General features: G+C 42.8%; 8 protein-coding genes. 4 read left to right on the top strand and 4 right to left on the bottom strand.

The features are described 5' to 3' along the window. Nucleotides 1-14: 14 nt before the first annotated feature. From HMPREF1532_RS09940 to HMPREF1532_RS09925, 3 genes are all read right to left on the bottom strand, one after another. Nucleotides 15-3,167, bottom strand: coding sequence for a SusC/RagA family TonB-linked outer membrane protein (locus tag HMPREF1532_RS09940; RefSeq protein WP_005928482.1), 3,153 nt, complete (start codon nucleotides 3,165-3,167; stop codon nucleotides 15-17). A 205-nt stretch (nucleotides 3,168-3,372) separates the two neighbouring features. Further along, complete coding sequence (locus HMPREF1532_RS09935; RefSeq protein WP_005928479.1) at nucleotides 3,373-4,971, bottom strand: tetratricopeptide repeat protein; 1,599 nt, start codon at nucleotides 4,969-4,971, stop codon at nucleotides 3,373-3,375. A 373-nt stretch (nucleotides 4,972-5,344) separates the two neighbouring features. Beyond that, entirely contained in the window at nucleotides 5,345-6,925 is a 1,581-nt protein-coding gene (locus HMPREF1532_RS09925; protein WP_005928476.1) for a sensor histidine kinase, read from the bottom strand. A gap of 189 nt (nucleotides 6,926-7,114) precedes the next feature. Here HMPREF1532_RS09925 and ahcY point away from each other — a divergent pair, with 189 nt between their 5' ends. Together ahcY and HMPREF1532_RS09915 are read left to right on the top strand one after the other, a co-directional pair. Then, a complete protein-coding gene (gene ahcY, locus HMPREF1532_RS09920) occupies nucleotides 7,115-8,533 on the top strand; it encodes an adenosylhomocysteinase (RefSeq protein WP_005928473.1) in 1,419 nt (472 codons plus the stop codon). A gap of 129 nt (nucleotides 8,534-8,662) precedes the next feature. Continuing rightward, a complete protein-coding gene (locus tag HMPREF1532_RS09915) occupies nucleotides 8,663-11,173 on the top strand; it encodes a YfhO family protein (RefSeq protein WP_005928469.1) in 2,511 nt (836 codons plus the stop codon). Between the two features lie 60 nt (nucleotides 11,174-11,233). Here HMPREF1532_RS09915 and HMPREF1532_RS09910 read toward each other — a convergent pair whose 3' ends face one another. Beyond that, nucleotides 11,234-11,761, bottom strand: a complete 528-nt coding sequence (locus tag HMPREF1532_RS09910; RefSeq protein WP_005928466.1) for a Spy/CpxP family protein refolding chaperone — start codon at nucleotides 11,759-11,761, stop codon at nucleotides 11,234-11,236. Between the two features lie 134 nt (nucleotides 11,762-11,895). Here HMPREF1532_RS09910 and HMPREF1532_RS09905 point away from each other — a divergent pair, with 134 nt between their 5' ends. Together HMPREF1532_RS09905 and HMPREF1532_RS09895 are read left to right on the top strand one after the other, a co-directional pair. Further along, nucleotides 11,896-14,130: a sensor histidine kinase gene (locus tag HMPREF1532_RS09905; protein ID WP_005928463.1), complete on the top strand. Its 2,235-nt coding sequence runs from the start codon at nucleotides 11,896-11,898 to the stop codon at nucleotides 14,128-14,130. Nucleotides 14,131-14,775: 645 nt separating this feature from the next. Further along, a complete protein-coding gene (locus HMPREF1532_RS09895; protein ID WP_005928460.1) occupies nucleotides 14,776-18,480 on the top strand; it encodes a hypothetical protein in 3,705 nt (1,234 codons plus the stop codon). The last annotated feature ends 15 nt before the right edge of the window (nucleotides 18,481-18,495 follow it).

Below are 18,495 nucleotides of genomic sequence, written 5' to 3'. Positions count from 1 at the left end.
TTTTTAGAAATTAATTAAAACGTCACCTGCAATCCGACTACATACGAGCGAGTAAAAGGAAAAATGAATACATCCACACCCGTGTCCAAAATATCGGATGAGAATTCGGGATCGATGCCGGAATAATTAGTCCAAGTCAGGAGATTCTCACCACTAACATACAACCGGCATTTGTCAATATAGACTTTCTTTGTCCAAGTTTTAGGCAACGTATAGCCCAACTGTAATTGCCGCAAACGAATAAAGTTACCTTTCTCCAAGAAACGATCCGATTCACGGGTATTCATATTCGGATCTTTCAAAACCGCACGGGGCATTGCGGTATTCGAATTGTTTTCCGTCCAAGCATTTAAAGTAGATTTAAACATATTCGTTCCAGAGTCCATTGCCTCATAATACAAACGATTAGCATTATATAGTTTATGTCCCCAAGCACTCCCTAACAAAAAAGACAGGTCTAATCCTTTATAAGAACCACTAAACGATAAATTAGCTTCCAACTTAGGAATTCCCGAGCCACAATATTCCTTGTCGCTCTCATCGATGACACCGTCACCATTTACATTTTTGAAACGGATATCTCCCGGTTTGGCATTCGGTTGGAGAAGTACTGTTTTTACAGAGCCATCCGGCTGTTCGATTTCAGCAGTGTGATTCGCCACTTCTTCTGCCGACTGGAAAATACCGTCCGTTTGGTATAAAAAGAAAGCAGCAACAGGATACCCCTCCAACGTCTGAGTTACAAAATGGCCGGCCCCCTTCAACCCCGACCCATACAGAATCTGGTTAGGGTCTGCTTTCAACATTTCATTTTTGGTCGTAAAAAGATTAAATCCTACATTATATTCGAACCCATTAATATTGTCAGCATAGTTCAGTTCAAGTTCAAACCCTTTATTTCTCATTTTACCGACATTTACCGTAGGATTATAAATACCGGCAGAAGGTGGCATCACTTTTTCAATCAATAAGTCTTCCGTAGTGTTGTAATAATAATTCAACGATCCATAAAGTTTATTGTTAAAGAAACCAAAGTCTACTCCGATATTTTTAGTATCCGTAGTTTCCCAACGCAAATCGTCGTTTACCAAATATAGGTTACTCATTCCGGGCCAAGGATTTCCCCCTTGTATGTAGCTCATCCATTGAGTGTTGTCATTAGTCATGGTAGGAGCATAATAATAGCCCAACGCATTTTCATTTCCGAGTCGTCCCCAACTGACCCTCAACTTCAAATTACTCATAATATCTTTAGAGAAAAACTCTTCCTCACTGATACGCCAACCTAAGGCAACAGACGGGAAAACACCCCAACGGTTATTCTTACCGAACTTAGAAGAGCCATCGGCACGAACTGTTGCCTGAAGCATATACTTACCTCCATAGGAGTAGTTGACGCGCCCGAAGAAAGACGCCCGGTTATAGTTCCAGAATGAACCGTTGCCTGTGAATGTGCCGCCATTACCGGCATCAATGGTAGGCGAAGTAGGATCAAAAAAGCCGGCGGCTTCATCTTTGATATCCAACTTGCCGTTTACTACATCATACACTGTCTTTTTACCCTCAACATTTATTTGGCTCCAATCTTTCCTTGCAGCAGTCAGTGAACTACCGGCCATTACATTCAATGAATGTTTACCAAAGGTTTTATCAAAAGTCAGCACATTGTCAAAAGTCTGTTCGAACCAATAAGAATTATAATCGTAATTATACGGGTATAACTGTTGTCCTTGAACATCGGCAGTGAATTTTTCAGAATGGTATTTTGTATTCGTGTAGTACCCTCTGTATGCATATGCGGTCTTAAATTTAAGCCACGGAGCAAAATCAACCGTTAGCCCGATATTTCCTATAAGATCGTATCCATTCGATTTTTTATGCTTGAAGTGGTCATCGGCCATTACATTGCGATTATTGGGCAGTTCCAGACGAACACCGTCTACTTTCATTTCATTCAAACCATAACCGGAGGGTTGATCTTCATCGTATACAGGTACCAATGGAGCCATTGCATACATCTCTTTTATAGAATATTGCGGTTGCTGGCTTTGGGTAACTTTAAGAGATAAGGAAGCGTCGAAATTAAAAATATATTTCTGCACGTTCAATTTCATCCGGGCATTATCCTGAACATATTTATTCCCTCTTAAAATTCCTTTCTCATCCGAATGATTGTAAGAGACAGAATATTTGGCAATATCAGATCCACCTCTGACATTCACATTATAGTTTTGAGACAACCCGCCACGAAGCATTTCATCCTGCCAGTTCGTATCAAAACCTGTTGGGTTTTTCAGTCTTCCATCGCTATCAGTAAATGTCAGATAACCGATTTTCTTCGCTTCGGCATTCTCATACATCATATTATGCACATTTAAGTATTCATCTGCATTCAGCATTTCAAACTTCTTAGCCGCACTCGTAAACTGGAAAAATGTATTAAAATCAACCTTGACATCACCTTTTTTCCCATTTTTAGTAGTTACGATGACCACACCATTGGCTGCAACTGAACCATATATGGCAGCCGCCGCACCGTCTTTCAAAATCTCCATCGCCTCGATATCCTGTGTATTAACCGTAGTAATATCTCCGGGAAAACCGTCGATTATATAAAGAGGTTCATTGCTGCCCATCGTCTTGATACCACGTATTTTAACAGAGATAGAAGCTCCTGCATTTCCTCCCGACTTCAAAATGCTAACTCCCGCAACTTTTCCTTGTAAGGCCTCCGCCGGATTAGTCGTCGCACGGCTTGCCAAGGATTCTACATCTACCGAAGAAATTGCCCCTGTCATATCGCTTTTCTTCAAAGTACCATAACCGATTACCACAGTCTCTTCCAACAACTGACTGTCATCCTGCATAATCACCTTAATTGTTTTCCGCCCGTTCAAAGGAATGATCTGCTTTATATATCCCATATAGGATACTTCAATCCGATCGTTAGGAGAAACAGATAAGGTAAAGCCACCATCCAAACCGGAAATTACCCCGTTAGTTGTCCCGGCCACAATTACATTGGCACCGATCAACGGCTCATTGGCAGTATCCAGTACGTAGCCTTTTAATTGGTAGTTTTGTGCATAAGCAGAGGATGGAATAAATAAAAGGAATAGCATTATAGCATATAGTAATATGCCTCCCCAACAATAACTTTGCTTCATAGCAATTAAATTTTAAAGTTAATAAATGCGCTTTTCAAACACAGCAGCAAATAAACCCCAAAACCTAAATATAGCCTAAAAAAAAGGGTCTACACAGACCCTACAAAAGCATAAAACAATCATATTTACGCCCTACACAAGCAAGAACTAAAACACTAATTAGCAATAATTTAACAACAGAAAAGTACTCTACAAAATCACTTTTTCAAATATTACGCAGATAACAAAAAATGTCCTCTTGAGGATGTAGGTTCAATGACTTTCTTAAGCGATATCTTGCCATACTGATAGCTTTAACAGAGATCCCCGTTAATAAAGAAATTTCCTTGGTAGATAAATTAACCCGCAAAAAAGTAGCTAACCTTTTTTCACCGGGAGTCAATCCCGGATGTTTCTGTACTAACCGGTTAAGAAATTCAGTATTTTGCATTTCGACCTCGTGCGTCAGGCAATCATTTTCTTCCTCCATCTTCTTTACTTGAAGAATATATGTATTTATCCTTTTTAAATGAGTCAATATCTCATTAGCATTCATTTTATAGGCAGCTTTTATCATCTCTCTGATTTTCTCCAACAGTTCATTCCTACTATTCAGAAAGAGAACAAAATTAGTCAGTTCACTCTGGGTACTCTCAAGCTTTTCCGATTGCACCTCCAATTCCACCGTCTGCTGATGTAATTTTAAATCTGCCAATTCCTTTTGTGCTTTCGCAATCTGTAAATCCTTCTTTCGCTTAAGTTGTTTGACTAACAAAAATGTCAGCACATTGATACCTAAAAAGATTACGATCGCAATACATATATTTCGTCTTAATAATGACAGTTGATATCGCTGGTGAACTAACTCTGCCTCCTTCTTCTGTTCTTGCAATTTATTCCTTATCAAACTTCTTTCAATATCAACGAGCTCTTTTTTTCGAAGTAATTGCTCTTTCTTTTTTTCAAAATTCAGTAAGTTGACATAAGCCTCTTTATAATGCCCTTGCGCCGAATGCACTTTAGAAAGGTATTCATAATTATCACATATCAATTCATGAGCATTCACCTCAGATGCATACCCCTCCGCCTGCTTCAAAGCATCTAAAGCATCATCATATTTCTTTGCATAGAATAGTTGCATCCCCATATTATTATAATTCTCGGCTAACGACCATAATGCATTCAAATGTTTATTAATACCAATGGCCTCTTCCAACAACATTATTTTTTCTTCCGTATTACCTTCATAAAGACATAAGTTGTTTATATTGGCTGCCATATTTTTTTTATCTCCCAAAACCTTGTTTATGCGTAAAGCGTCTTTAAAAAATTTATCAGCTATGTTCGTTTCGTTCATATAGACATGAATCAAACCACGGGCATTATAAGCATTGGCTATTCCCGCCGAATCATTCAAAACCTTATATGTTGAAGTGGCATTATCAATCAACTCCATTGCTTTTGAAAAGTCTTTCAATGAACCATACAAAGTTCCCAAATTAAGATTTATCTTAGCCTTTGCTTTTAGATCTTTTTCCGGACAATAGGATAAAGCTTTATAGTACACATTCATACTCAGATCAAAATTCCCATAAAGCATATAAGCATGTCCCGACATGGACAAAGTATAGACAATCAATGCAGAATCCGTTGTCTGTTTCAATATATCATAAGCCTGCATGGAATATGCAGCAGATTGCTTAGGATCAGTCAATAAGGTTTTATAAGAATTATCCAAACACTTCCAGGCATCTTTTTGATAAGAATCTGAATAGTTCACATCTACAGAAACAAAATATAGCAGAATAAGCAATAGTGGTTTCATAGTCTGGTAGTTCCATAGTTAATATTAAAATATTCACAATCAGCAAGTGCTACGCAAAATATGAAAAAAGACGTAGAACCACTGCCCAACGCTGTCAAGGCCTACCACAGCCTACTTACTCAATGGGAGTGTTTCTACGCCAAAGACGTATATATACACCTCACCCATAGAGTAAGTTCTCAAAATAGCCGATTTGCATCAAGTGGTAGTTCGACAGCGTTTTGGGCTATATTTACAAAAAACCGGTATGTTCACAAAATGAACATACCGCAAATATACAACTTTACATAAATAACGCAAAAAGATGCGTTACATTTTTTACTTACGGTTCATCTATCAATTTACAGTTTTAAAGACCACAACTCCATCTATATCATCCTTTGGTTTTGCATACCATCGGAAGCGTAAAATAAAATATAGTCCCTGCTCCTACTTTTGAACGCACCCAGATACGTCCTCCCATTTTTTCAACTAACATCCGGCAAATAGTCAGTCCGAGTCCGGTTCCCTGAACAAAATCGTTGACTTTCCCAAAACGGCTAAAAATGGTTGCAGCACGTTCTACCGGAATCCCGATACCCGTATCGGACACATATCCTTGAATCATCCCCCCTTTTCTCTCAAAACCGAAATGAATCTCTCCTTCGGAAGTGAATTTGATAGCATTACTAAGCAAATTCAGCCATATCTGAGAAATACGGTCCCAATCACCCTGCACACACAAGTCCGGGTCAACCTCATCAAACACAAGGATTACTCCGGGATGAACGGAATCGCAATATTGATGATACAACCGGGCGCATATGTCCCTCATTCTGACCGATCCTATCGAAAATTTCAGCGATCCGGCTTCCAAAGCAGATAAATCGAGAATGTCATTAAAAAGATTTAGCAACAAACCGGAATTCTTTTCTACAATCTCTGCATATTGGGATTGTTCTTCTTTGTCTCCGGATTCGATGATAAGTTTCGAAAAACCGACAATTGCATTCAAAGGTGTCCGTATCTCGTGGCTCATATTGGCGAGAAAAGAAGATTTCAGTTTATCGGCTTCCTCTGCCTTGACTCTGGCATCGATCAGTTCTTTTTCCGTCTTTTTAATATCGGTCATATCCCATCCTACTCCGACAATATAAGGTTGCTTATTACCGGAAGGTACAAGTGTTTTTATCATTGCCACGGTACGCGTATTACCGGTTAGCGTAGTATATTCTTCCAGATACTCTACCTTCTCGGCCTCCATCACGGCTAAGTCTCCCTTTCTGAAACGTCTGACCTCCTCATCACTACGGAAAATTTCCACATCCGTTTTACCTACAGCAAATTCCGCTGTAATGCCGGTTCGGTCCGCAAAAGCCTTGTTCCAATAAAGATAGCGGAAATCATTACCGGTGTCTTTTATAAATAAATATACAGGCACATTATTCAATATGGCCTGCATTAAAGAATTAAGACGAATTATTTCGTTTCGCTGAATGGCATTCACCTCTTCGACTTTCACCTTTTCCGAGACATCACGGCACATACAAAGCAAATATTTATCATCAAGCGGAAAAATTCGATTCTCATAATGATGCCAAACTCCATCGAGCATCAACGAATGTTTAGCTATCGATCCCTTACCGGTCTCTATCACTTTATCCATGTTTTCCCGAACACTCTCGTAAGCTTTTTCAGGTACAATATCCTTTACATTTGCACCAACAATACTTTCTGTAGTAGTACCCTCCACATGGTTTGTTTCCGGAGAAGAAGCAAGTTCTATAATATTTGCATCATGATCAAAGACAGTAAGCATATCAGGCAATGCATCTAAAATACGGGTACTATATTTATCCCGGAATCTTCCTGTTTCCAACGAAGACAACTCCGAGGTAAGGTCCTCCACCTTTCTCTCCAATTCTTTTACAATTTCAAGAAGTTCATCTTTCGTTTTCTGATCATATAGTCCCATAAAGATTCTTTAGATTTTTATCCGTTTTGTTGTATATATTGCCCATAAACATGCAAATATATAACATTTACAATTAAAACTACGGCATCATCGAAGTTATTATTGATTAAAAAAGAACGATAGCTTTTGTCCTACTAATCAGAAAGTTCTATCTTTGCAACTACTTTTATTTTTTAAACAAATTAAAATATGTCTACAGAATTATTCTCTACACTGCCCTACAAAGTGGCAGATATTAAACTTGCAGACTTCGGACGCAAGGAAATCGATCTGGCAGAAAAAGAAATGCCCGGCCTTATGGCTCTTCGCGAAAAGTATGGAGAATCCAAACCATTGAAAGGCGCCCGTATTATGGGTTCATTGCACATGACTATCCAGACAGCCGTACTGATTGAAACACTCGTTGCATTGGGTGCAGAGGTACGCTGGTGTTCTTGCAATATATATTCAACACAAGATCATGCAGCAGCAGCCATTGCCGCTTCGGGCGTTGCCGTATATGCATGGAAAGGCGAAACACTGGAAGACTATTGGTGGTGTACTCTTCAAGCTTTGAACTTCCCCGGTGGTAAAGGTCCTACTGTCATTGTAGACGATGGCGGTGATGCCACCATGATGATCCATGTGGGATATGAAGCAGAAAACAATGCTGCCGTATTAGATAAAGAAGTGCATGCCGAAGACGAAATCGAACTGAATGCCATTCTGAAAAAAGTATTGGCAGTAGATAATAGCCGTTGGCACCGTGTTGCCGCTGAAGTACGTGGCGTATCCGAAGAAACGACTACCGGTGTACACCGTCTGTATCAAATGCAGGAAGAAGGAAAATTACTTTTCCCGGCATTCAACGTAAACGATTCGGTAACCAAATCGAAATTCGACAATCTGTATGGTTGCCGTGAATCATTGGCAGACGGTATCAAACGCGCAACAGACGTGATGATTGCCGGCAAAGTGGTAGTAGTTTGCGGTTATGGTGATGTAGGAAAAGGCTGCTCACACTCCATGCGTTCGTACGGAGCGCGTGTTTTGGTAACGGAAGTAGATCCGATCTGTGCTTTACAAGCGGCTATGGAAGGCTTCGAAGTAGTAACTATGGAAGACGCGTGCAAAGAGGGAAATATATTTGTAACGACTACCGGTAATATCGACATTATCCGTATCGACCATATGGAACAGATGAAAGACCAGGCTATCGTCTGCAATATCGGACACTTCGACAACGAAATACAAGTGGATGCATTAAAACACTACCCCGGTATCAAATGTGTAAATATCAAACCACAGGTAGACCGATATTATTTCCCTGACGGTCACAGCATCATCCTGCTGGCCGACGGACGTCTGGTAAATTTAGGATGTGCAACGGGGCATCCGTCATTTGTAATGAGCAATTCTTTCACTAACCAGACATTGGCACAAATCGAATTGTTCAACAAAAAATACGATATCAATGTATACCGTTTGCCTAAGCATCTTGATGAAGAAGTAGCTCGTCTGCATCTTGAGAAGATAGGTGTGAAACTGACAAAACTGACTCCCGAACAGGCTGCATATATCGGCGTATCGGTAGACGGTCCATATAAAGCGGATCACTATCGCTATTAATTTTTCAATTTGACGATTTACGATTTTACGATTGATAACAGCCTTTGGATATCAACATCTGAACCCGTAAATCGTCAAATCGTAAATGATACAAATTTCAATTGTAAATCGTAAATCGTCAAATTGTAAATGAAAAAATTTCTTCCCGACCTCATTGCCATTCTGGCATTTATTCTGATTTCCTTCGTCTACTTTTTTCCGGCGGACATAGAGAACCGCATTTTGTTCCAGCATGATATTGCTGCCGGTGCCGGTGCCGGACAAGAAGCCAAAGAGTACTACGAACAGACAGGCGAACGTACCCGTTGGACAAATTCCATCTTCGGCGGTATGCCAACCTATCAGATAGCCCCCTCTTACGACACGAGTAAACCATTGCAGTGGGTACAGAAAGTGTATCAGCTGTTTCTACCCAATTATGTCAGCCTGACATTTATTCTGATGCTCGGTTTCTACATCTTGCTGCGAGCATTCGGCATACCGGCCTGGCTTGCCGGATTAGGAGGAATCATGTGGGCATTCTCCTCCTACTTTTTCATATTAATATCCGCCGGACACCTCTGGAAGTTCATCACTCTTGCTTACATACCGCCTACTCTGGCCGGTATTGTCCTTGCCTACCGGGGGCGTCTGTTATTAGGTGGTATTGTCACTGCCGTCTTCATTGCCCTACAGATTACATCGAACCACGTACAGATGTCTTATTACTTCCTGTTCGTCATCCTCTTTTTTGTAGGGGCTTACTTTGAAGACGCATGGCGCAACAAAACACTACCGAAGTTCTTCAAGGCAAGTGCCATATTAATAGTGGCGGCCCTTGTCGGTGTGGCAACCAATATTACCAATCTTTACCACACTTACACATACAGTAAAGAAACCATGCGCAGTAAAAGCGAACTGGTTCAAACCGGGGATGCAGCCAAACAGACCAGTAGCGGATTAGACCGCGATTACATTACAAACTGGAGTTATGGTATCGGAGAAACATGGACGCTGCTTGTTCCCAACTTTAAAGGTGGTTCTTCCGGCGCTGTCCTCAACCAAAGCGATACGGCCATGAAAAAAGCAAACCCGATGTACGGCGGATTATATAGTTCGTTCCCGCAATATTTCGGTGACCAACCTTGGACAGCAGGCCCCGTCTATGTAGGCGCATTCGTATTATTCCTGTTCGTCTTAGGATGCTTTATCGTAAAAGGGCCTCTGAAATGGGCATTGGTCGGAGCAACACTCTTCTCCATCCTCCTGTCATGGGGTAAGAACTTTATGCCGTTGACGGACTTTTTCATCGATTATATCCCGATGTACAACAAGTTTCGTGCAGTATCGTCTATTCTCGTCATTGCAGAGTTCACAATACCCCTGTTGGCCATCTTTGCCTTAAAGCGCATTTTAGAAGAGCCCGGCATATGGAAGAAAGATAAAAAAGCATTCGGCATTAGTTTCGTACTGACTGCCGGCGTTGCCTTACTGCTGTTCATAGCCCCCAGTAGTCTCAATTCCGGTTTTGTATCTGCCCGGGAGGTTCAGATGCTTCAAAATGCCGTCGACCAGCAGATGATACCTGCTAACGAACTTTCCGGCATTTTGGCCAGCCTTACAGACATGCGCGGAGCACTTGTCAGTGCCGATGCCCTGCGCAGCTTTATCATCATAGCCATCGGCTGTGTGTTGCTTTGGCTTTATGCAACGGGCAAGTTGCGCAAATCATTTACCATCGCGGGCATTGCGCTGCTTTGTTTGGGGGATATGTGGATCGTCAACAAACGTTATCTCCATGATGACCAGTTTGTACCCCGTTCCATTCGGACAGAAACATTTAACAAGACAAAAACCGATGAACTGATTCTGCAAGACAAAAGTTTGGATTACCGGGTACTAAACTTTGCCACTTCCACATTTGACGAAAACAACACTGCTTACTGGCACAAAAGCGTCGGTGGATACCATGCCGCCAAATTGCGCCGTTATCAGGAAATGATAGACCACCACATCAAACCCGAAATGCAAGCAGCCTTTAAGGAGGTAGCAGCGTCCGGTGGAGAAATGGACAGTGTAGATGCCGGCAAGTTCCAGGTATTGAATATGCTGAATACGAAGTATTTCATTTTCCCTGTCAACCAGCAGGGACAAACAGCCCCTATTCTGAATCCATACGCGTACGGTAATGCCTGGTTCGTCGACAAAGTGCAATACGTTGACAATGCCAACGAAGAGATCGATGCCGTAGGTAAAGTAGACCTGAAAAATACGGCCATCGTCGATGTCAAATTTAAAGATATCCTGAAAGGGGTGACCGAAGGCTTGAAAGTCGACTCAGCAAGTACCGTCAAACTTGTCAGCTACAAGCCTAACCACCTGATATATGAGACTTCTTCTCCCAAAGACGGTGTGGTCGTATTCTCCGAAATCTATTATCAGCCGGGATGGCAGGTAACCGTTGATGGCCAGCCGGCGGATATAGCCCGTGCTAATTATATTTTGCGTGCCATGAATGTTCCGGCCGGCACACACACGATCGAGATGCGTTTTGATCCGCAGAGCCTGCATGTGACAGAGGGAATTGCTTATGGCGCACTGATACTATTGCTTATTGGAGTAATAGCAGTCATATGGATATACTATAAAAAGAAGAAATAAAGACCTGCTTAAATAAAAGAATGAGAGCGTGCCCGAATTTTCGGATACGCTCTCATTTCTTTATCCATTATCTCCTTCCTTCATAACCGAACGTTGAGGATGCCTGTCTTTCTGCCTAGTACCTATCTCCTGCCATTTCTCATATTGCTCTGTTGTCAATATCTTCTTTATTTTTTTTTGTTTGGCGGCCACTGCCTCTTGCATTTCCTCAGCTTTATCTTCTCTTTGAGAGTTTTCACCTCTATCCGGACGTCCTCCGCCCATCGCAGGTGGCTCTCCGCCCATCATCGGCGGACGTCCTCCGCCCATGCCGTGAGGTCTGTCCATAGGAGGATTCGGCCGTTCGGAATTCTGCATCGCACTAAACCGTTTCTTCTGTTCTTTCAGATTAAGTTTATAGATTTTCTTATACTGCTTCTCTGTCAGTTGCAATTGTTTTTTCATCTCATCCGTTTCGCGTTTGGCTACCTTCTCGGGCGAAAGAACTTCACGCGGTAACGAAGAACGGTCTTTTTCTTGTGCTGATAATAAAAGAGGCATACCCGCCAGTAAAGCGATAAGCCAAGCGATTTTAAAATTTGTTTTCATAATCCTATTTAATTTATTGATAATCAAAGATAGCATGTACATAACACCTTTAAAAGCAAAATCGACAAGCAGGATTATTTCACCGACCAGCAGAAAATAAATAAAATGCTATCTTTGCAACAAAAATATAGACCATGCGTATCCGAAAAGTTACGATCATTACGATTATAGGCCTCATCATCACTCTTATCCTGCAAATCGGAGGACTCTTCTATGCCTACCGGAGCAACATGGAAGCCATGCAACTTACCGTAAATAAAAACTTTGCCATTGCCTTTTACGAAACCAACGATAATCTGGCCAACCAACTTCCCTATCCCGATGGTACAACCATCGCCTACATACCTACCGCACCAAACTCCAAACTTTCGCAAGATGAACAGAATCTGCGAACAAACGAGGATCTGGCCCAAATATTAAAAACAGAATACAAAGTGGAGTTCCCTATCGACGAATTAGCCACCGTATTGAGAAAGAAACTGAAAATAGACAATATAGACAGCGAAGTCGTAATCAATAAAATAAATAACGGCATCAATCGGATATTAGACAGCACCAACCCTACATTCGACCGGAAAGTAGGGGTATTGAAATCCGAACCGTTCTTCATCGACCGCAGCAATCAAATAGCCGTACAAGCCATTATCGTTTCTCCTTATACGCTCATCTTGGAAAAAATCTCCTTATTCTATCTATTGACATTCGGCTTGATGATCGTAGTCATATACAGTATCATTTCTCAGATAAAACGGATCATCCGCCAACAACAATCGATCAAAGCACAAGAAAAATCTTTTTATAAATTGGCCGAAAACATGGCTACCCCGGTTACCGGCATTCAGAAGAAAATGGAATTGGAGCAATGGCAAGCAATAGAAAATGAAAGCAATACTTTGCTCGGTATGACCGAAGACACTCTAACGGCAGCCAAAGAAGCAGCCCGCAAGAGTCAGGAAAAGAAACAACGTTCTTCCAGAATACTATCGATAATAAGCCTGACAGGAACTTTTTTATTACTGGCTATCTGGTTCGGCTTTCTGTATCACACCGGATATACGACCCTAAAGCATGAGGTAAACACCTATTTCGAAGAGGCTTTCTTCAAGGAAGTGGGATATCACCAGTTCCCACAGTATATGGCAAGCGACGAGAAAAAGGAGATACTGAACTATCCCGAAACCGGCCTCACACCCTTTGCCCGAAGACAAAAAGAGGAAGCAGCCCGAACCCAATCGCCCGCAACAAGGGTGTATGTTTTTCATCAGTATAACTCGATAGATGCAAACTACACACTGCGCTCTGCGCTCAAGATGCTCGAAGCTATAAATTCCTGTGCCACTCCCGCCCCTTTCTCTTTGCAATATATGGATTCGGCATTCACTGCACGCCTATACGAAGCGGGCATCACCCGCCCCACCTGTATAGACATATTAACCTACCCCGATCGAGAAACAGAAGAAAGTACCTGCCCCGGCCATGCAGCGAGGATTTCAGACCTGGCAACCCGCTTCATCCCTCTGAACAATGACAGCAGCAAGGTGATACAAGGAAGGCTGTCTTCACCCCAAGTACTTATATTAATGCCCTTATGGCCCTTGCTTCTTTCACTGGGGCTTATGTTCCTGCTCATTGCCTGTTGCGTATTCTATCAGGTAAAGATGATATTTATGCAACGCCGTCTCGCACTATTTCAGAGAGATTTCACCTATGCAATGATTCATGACATGAAATCACCACTGAATACCATCCTCATGGGTGCACATATATTAAACACAGGCAAACTGGAAGAACAAGCGGAAAAAAAGAAAAAATACCTGCAAGCCATTTCCGATGAATGCAATCATCTGCTCACACTGTCCAATCGCGTCATCTTATTGACTCAAATAGAAAAGGACGAATTGCAACTGCACAAAGAAACAGTCGTGCTGGAACCTCTCATCGACGACCTTATAGAGAAGTTCCGACTAAAAACCCACAAGCCCGTAGAATTTTCAAAAGCATTTCATCACTGTAATTCTGTATATGCGGATGCCTTTTGCTTACGCGAGATTCTTAGTAACTTGATAGACAATGCCATCAAATATTCCGGTGAAACGGTGAAAATAGACATCGTATGTGAAGAAGAAAGTAATTACACAAAAATAAAAGTGCACGACAACGGTTTAGGAATCTCCTTCAAAGAACAAAATAAAATATTCGACAAGTTTGAACGGGCCGATGCCGGCAAACGAAGCAATGCCGGTGGCTTCGGGTTGGGGTTGAACTACGTGCAGCGAGTGATGACGGCGCATAACGGTAAAGTAAGTTTGGAAAGTATTGAAAATAAATTCAGTGAGTTCACCTTATTTTTTCCGGTCAGAGATAATTGATGCCGGGTTAATACATCGTTCAAAAAAAAAGAAAAATCATAGTCGCTTATTGGTAATATGCAACCGGCAATCTATTGTGATGCAACCGGCAGTGAAGCACCATGCAATCGGCAGTGAACCGCGACGTCACACTACAATAAGTCGCTCATTCAACCAGTTTTTGCCCCCTTCACCGTCTTCACCTTTTCCGGTCAATCTCCCTGTTCATCGACCATACGGGGTGAAGCGCCACCGAAGAAAATAACACGGCACATCAGCAATCGTAAGCACGGTGCTTACCTCCGCTAGGCATTGTTCATACAATCTGTACGCACCGTTCGTAAGGGGCTTTTGCACAATACATAAAAAAAACAGAATGGGGCTTCACCTCCAAACACCGATGAATAAGCCGATTGACCGGAAAAGGTGAAGGCGGTGAAGGGGGATAAAAACAAGGTGATATTCTGTTTTATATCGAGGTAAAAATAACTCAATGTGCACAAAATGGTCAAAATCAATACTAATAGTATCATTTCTCACATTTGCCATTTCTTTTTTTTGCCGTTTATTTGCATGTTGGCATATTTACTAATCAATAACCGGTTAGTTTATAGCCCGCACCTTTTGCTTAAATCATTTTTTATAACAATTTAGATTAACAGTACAATGAAAAACAAATTACTTCTATTATCGTTGTTTCTACTGATAAATGTTGTATCAGTATCCCTGCAAGCCCAACAATTGGCTTTTCCCGGAGCTGAAGGATTCGGACGATACGCCACAGGTGCACGTGCGGTTGCCAATCCGCAAATATATCATGTGACCAATCTGGACGATTCCGGCCCCGGCTCATTGCGCGATGCCATAAGCCAGCCCGGACGTTACATCGTTTTTGACGTATGCGGTGAAATCAAACTGAAATCACGCCTCGTCTTCAGTGGTAATTCCTACATAGCAGGACAGACAGCACCGGGCGATGGCATTATCATCCATGGAAACGGTGTCTCCTTTTCGGGAGCCAGCAACCTGATCGTTCGCTATCTGCGCATCTACATGGGCAAAGACAAAGGTTCTTCCGGGAAAGATGCCGCCGGCATAGCCAACGGACAGAATATGATCTTCGACCATCTGTCTGTAGCTTGGGGATTGGATGAGAACTTTTCCATCAACTGGGACGGCAAGGGAACCGAGCCGGGTGATATCACGATCCAAAATTCGATTATGGGGCAAGGAATCATGTCCCACTCTGCCGGCGGTCTGATCCAGACCAACAACGGGGTCTCTATCATCGGTTGCCTGTACATCGACAACAAAACCCGTAATCCGAAAGTAAAAGGATTGAACCAGTTTATCAACAATGTAGTCTATAACTGGGGAGGCGGCAACGGTTATATCTTAGGCGATACGGAAGCCTCTTCATGGGCATGGCTGGAAGGTAACTATTTCATCGCCGGCCCCAACAGTTCCAGTCCTTTTACCCGGGCAACGCCCACATTCCAGTTATATCACAACAATGACTTCGTAGACACGAACAAAGACGGGGTTCTGGATGGAAGAGTCACTACCAACTCTGATTACGGCAATGCCGGCTTCATCAACGAACGTAGCGCATTCACCGGTATCCCGAAAGTACATCCCGAAATTTCAGGAGGTATCCTGTCTCCCCAAGAGGCTTTGGATAAGGTAGTGGCATCAGTAGGTGCTTCCTTACCTGCACGCACAGCCGTAGATCAGTTTATGATCGATGAATTATTATCTTATGGAAAAAAAGGAAAGCTAATCGTTCACGAAAGAGAAAACGAGATATACAATTACATCGGAGTGATCAGTAAAGGCCCCAAAGCACCGGATACAGACAATGACGGAATACCCGATTGGTGGGAGGATGCAAACGGACTGAACAAAAACGACGCATCGGATGCACTCCAACTGGGAGCAAACGGATATCCGAACATTGAGAATTACTTCAACAGCATCGACAAGCCCACAGCAGCCTACGTACGCTGCGCTTCGGATCTGAAAATGACCGGCCGTACGAAAACATCGATCAACCTGTCTTGGAAAAACAATGCTACGGAAAGTGACCAGATCGTATTGGAACAATCGATCGACGGCGGAACAACGTTCACTACTTGTGCCACCCTGCAAGCCGATGCCACTTCCTACAATGCCACAAACCTGTTAGTAGACCAAACTTATCATTTCCGTCTCATCACCCAAAAAGCCGGATTAGATGCTTCGACTCCCTCGGAAATTCTAAAAACCGCTACGGAAGGAGAACCTCAAATACCCCACCAGAGCCATACTCCCTCTCCTGCCGTAAACGAGGTATCCCGCTTTTATACCTCAGTCGATTTTTCATGGGAAAACGAAACCGGCCCATGGGCGGGAGATGTCTCTTACAGTCTCTTCTTTGGCGCCGATGCAGCCAGCTTGACAGAAGTGGCCAATAACCTCACCACCACCTCTTTCACTTTTGAAGGAGAGATGGAAATGAACAAAACTTACTATTGGCGGGTGGATGCAACCAACACTTTAGGTACAACACCGGGCAGCGTATGGAGTTTCAAAACCGGTACCTATTCGTTCACCACTACCTGCGTGGACTTAGGAAGAGATTTTGACGGTAATTCTTCTTCAAATGCCCAGACCGGTACACTGATTACTACCGACAGCAAATATACCATCAATGCCGGCAGCATAGACGAGATGATCTTCTCCGCTTCGAACAGCAAGATGATGAATACAACCAGTAAAAACGGAGTCTATGAAACCTCCGGCAATTACACGTTCATGTATATATCCAGCGATGACTACTATATTCAGGGAACACTGACAGAAAAAAGCTCGGAAAAAAATATCGCTTCTGTCAAAGTGAACGGAACCAGTGCAGACCTCGACTCCGGATGCGGTATCATCATCCTGTTCTCTGACGGGCTGAGCTTTGACGCCCAATCGATTATCGGATATGAAGAAGCCGAACTGCCTCCGGTTCGCAGCGGTGGCGAGGGAGTCGTCATACCCGCCTCCATCGGAACCAAATCGTTCCGTATCTACCGCAAAGTAACCATTTCTACTGCCGGAGAAGATCTTTATCAGATCGGCGGCAGCCTGAATCCGATGACGCTTACCGGCGGCGGAAGTCCGCGCATCGCTTATCTGGCGGCTACAACCGAACTTCTTTCCAACGATGACGGTAACAGCAAGAGCCCGGATAATACGATTAAAAGTGCAACAATCAACGGAAAAAAAGCCATTGTGGACAATGAAGCCAAAACAATCACCTGTCAGTTCGTCAAAGGAACAATTCCAGGCGAATGGCCTGTCACTTTCCTGCTCAACTCAAGCCTGGCAAGTGCCGACTTTGAAAGCGGCAATCCGCATAATTTTGCCAACGGCCCCTTGTCCATCGAAGTTACCGCACAAGACGGGAGCAAAGCAGTATATACGGTAAATGCGATCGTTTCAGATAAAATTGCAGTAGGCATGCTGACCGCTACCGGTGCCGCAGCCTCTTACGACGGTCTGCTTCTATCCGCTTTTGCCGATTATGACGTACAGTTCCTCGATGCCTCGGCAACTAAACCGGCAGACATGGAAGCCTATTACCGGAATTACGATCTGATTGTGATACATGCCAGTGTTGCCGGTAATAACCCGATCGGCGTAGCTACTTCGGATCTGGCAGGCATAAAGCCTATTCTGAACCTGAAAGCCTTTACTTATAGCAAAGACAGATGGAGCTGGTCCACACCGAACAATACGGAAATAGGCCGCATGCACAGCAATGTGAATGTAACTTTGCAAAACCATCCGATCTTTACCAACGTAGCTTTCGACGGTGATAAATTGGAATTGCTTGCCCAACCCAGCACGGTAATCAACGCATTCCAATATGTCTCAGCACCTTTTACCGGTACAAGCTGGACGGTTCCAATGGAAACAGCCAACCATACTTTAGCTACCATTGACGGAGACGATGCCAAAGTTCATATACACGAACTGAACCTCGACAATTCTGCCAAATATCTGCTCATCGGATTAAGCAACGAAGGAGACAGCTATACATTGTTCAATACAAATACCGTCAATCTATTAAAGAACGCAGCAGCTTATCTGCTGAACCCGAACGTATATTACGATTATGCATCCAAATTACCGGTAGGCATAAAAAACAGCGCAGCCACCGCCCGAATCGGATACTTCAACGGATTCATCAATAACCCGGAACAGGAAACCGTGACTATATACAACAGTGTAGGTATGCCCCTGCTCACTTCAAGTGAAAGTCATATTAGCGTACAACACTTGCATGCCGGCCTGTATATCGCCAAAACGAAAACAACTACCATCAAGTTTATGAGAAGATAATTCATCCCCCTGCAT

Origin of the sequence: Bacteroides salyersiae WAL 10018 = DSM 18765 = JCM 12988, assembly GCF_000381365.1 — a bacterium.
GTDB classification, from domain to species: domain Bacteria; phylum Bacteroidota; class Bacteroidia; order Bacteroidales; family Bacteroidaceae; genus Bacteroides; species Bacteroides salyersiae.
The sequence above is the reverse complement of the archived record's forward strand: the minus strand, read 5'-3'. Positions and strand labels throughout refer to the sequence as shown.

Bases quoted from the DNA above. Each gene is read 5' to 3' on its own strand.
- ahcY (WP_005928473.1), top strand. From the start codon at position 7,115: ATGTCTACAGAATTATTCTCTACACTGCCCTACAAAGTGGCAGATATT.
- HMPREF1532_RS09895 (WP_005928460.1), top strand. From the start codon at position 14,776: ATGAAAAACAAATTACTTCTATTATCGTTGTTTCTACTGATAAATGTT.
- HMPREF1532_RS09940 (WP_005928482.1), bottom strand. From the start codon at position 3,167: ATGAAGCAAAGTTATTGTTGGGGAGGCATATTACTATATGCTATAATG.
- HMPREF1532_RS09915 (WP_005928469.1), top strand. From the start codon at position 8,663: ATGAAAAAATTTCTTCCCGACCTCATTGCCATTCTGGCATTTATTCTG.
- HMPREF1532_RS09925 (WP_005928476.1), bottom strand. From the start codon at position 6,925: ATGGGACTATATGATCAGAAAACGAAAGATGAACTTCTTGAAATTGTA.
- HMPREF1532_RS09910 (WP_005928466.1), bottom strand. From the start codon at position 11,761: ATGAAAACAAATTTTAAAATCGCTTGGCTTATCGCTTTACTGGCGGGT.
- HMPREF1532_RS09935 (WP_005928479.1), bottom strand. From the start codon at position 4,971: ATGAAACCACTATTGCTTATTCTGCTATATTTTGTTTCTGTAGATGTG.
- HMPREF1532_RS09905 (WP_005928463.1), top strand. From the start codon at position 11,896: ATGCGTATCCGAAAAGTTACGATCATTACGATTATAGGCCTCATCATC.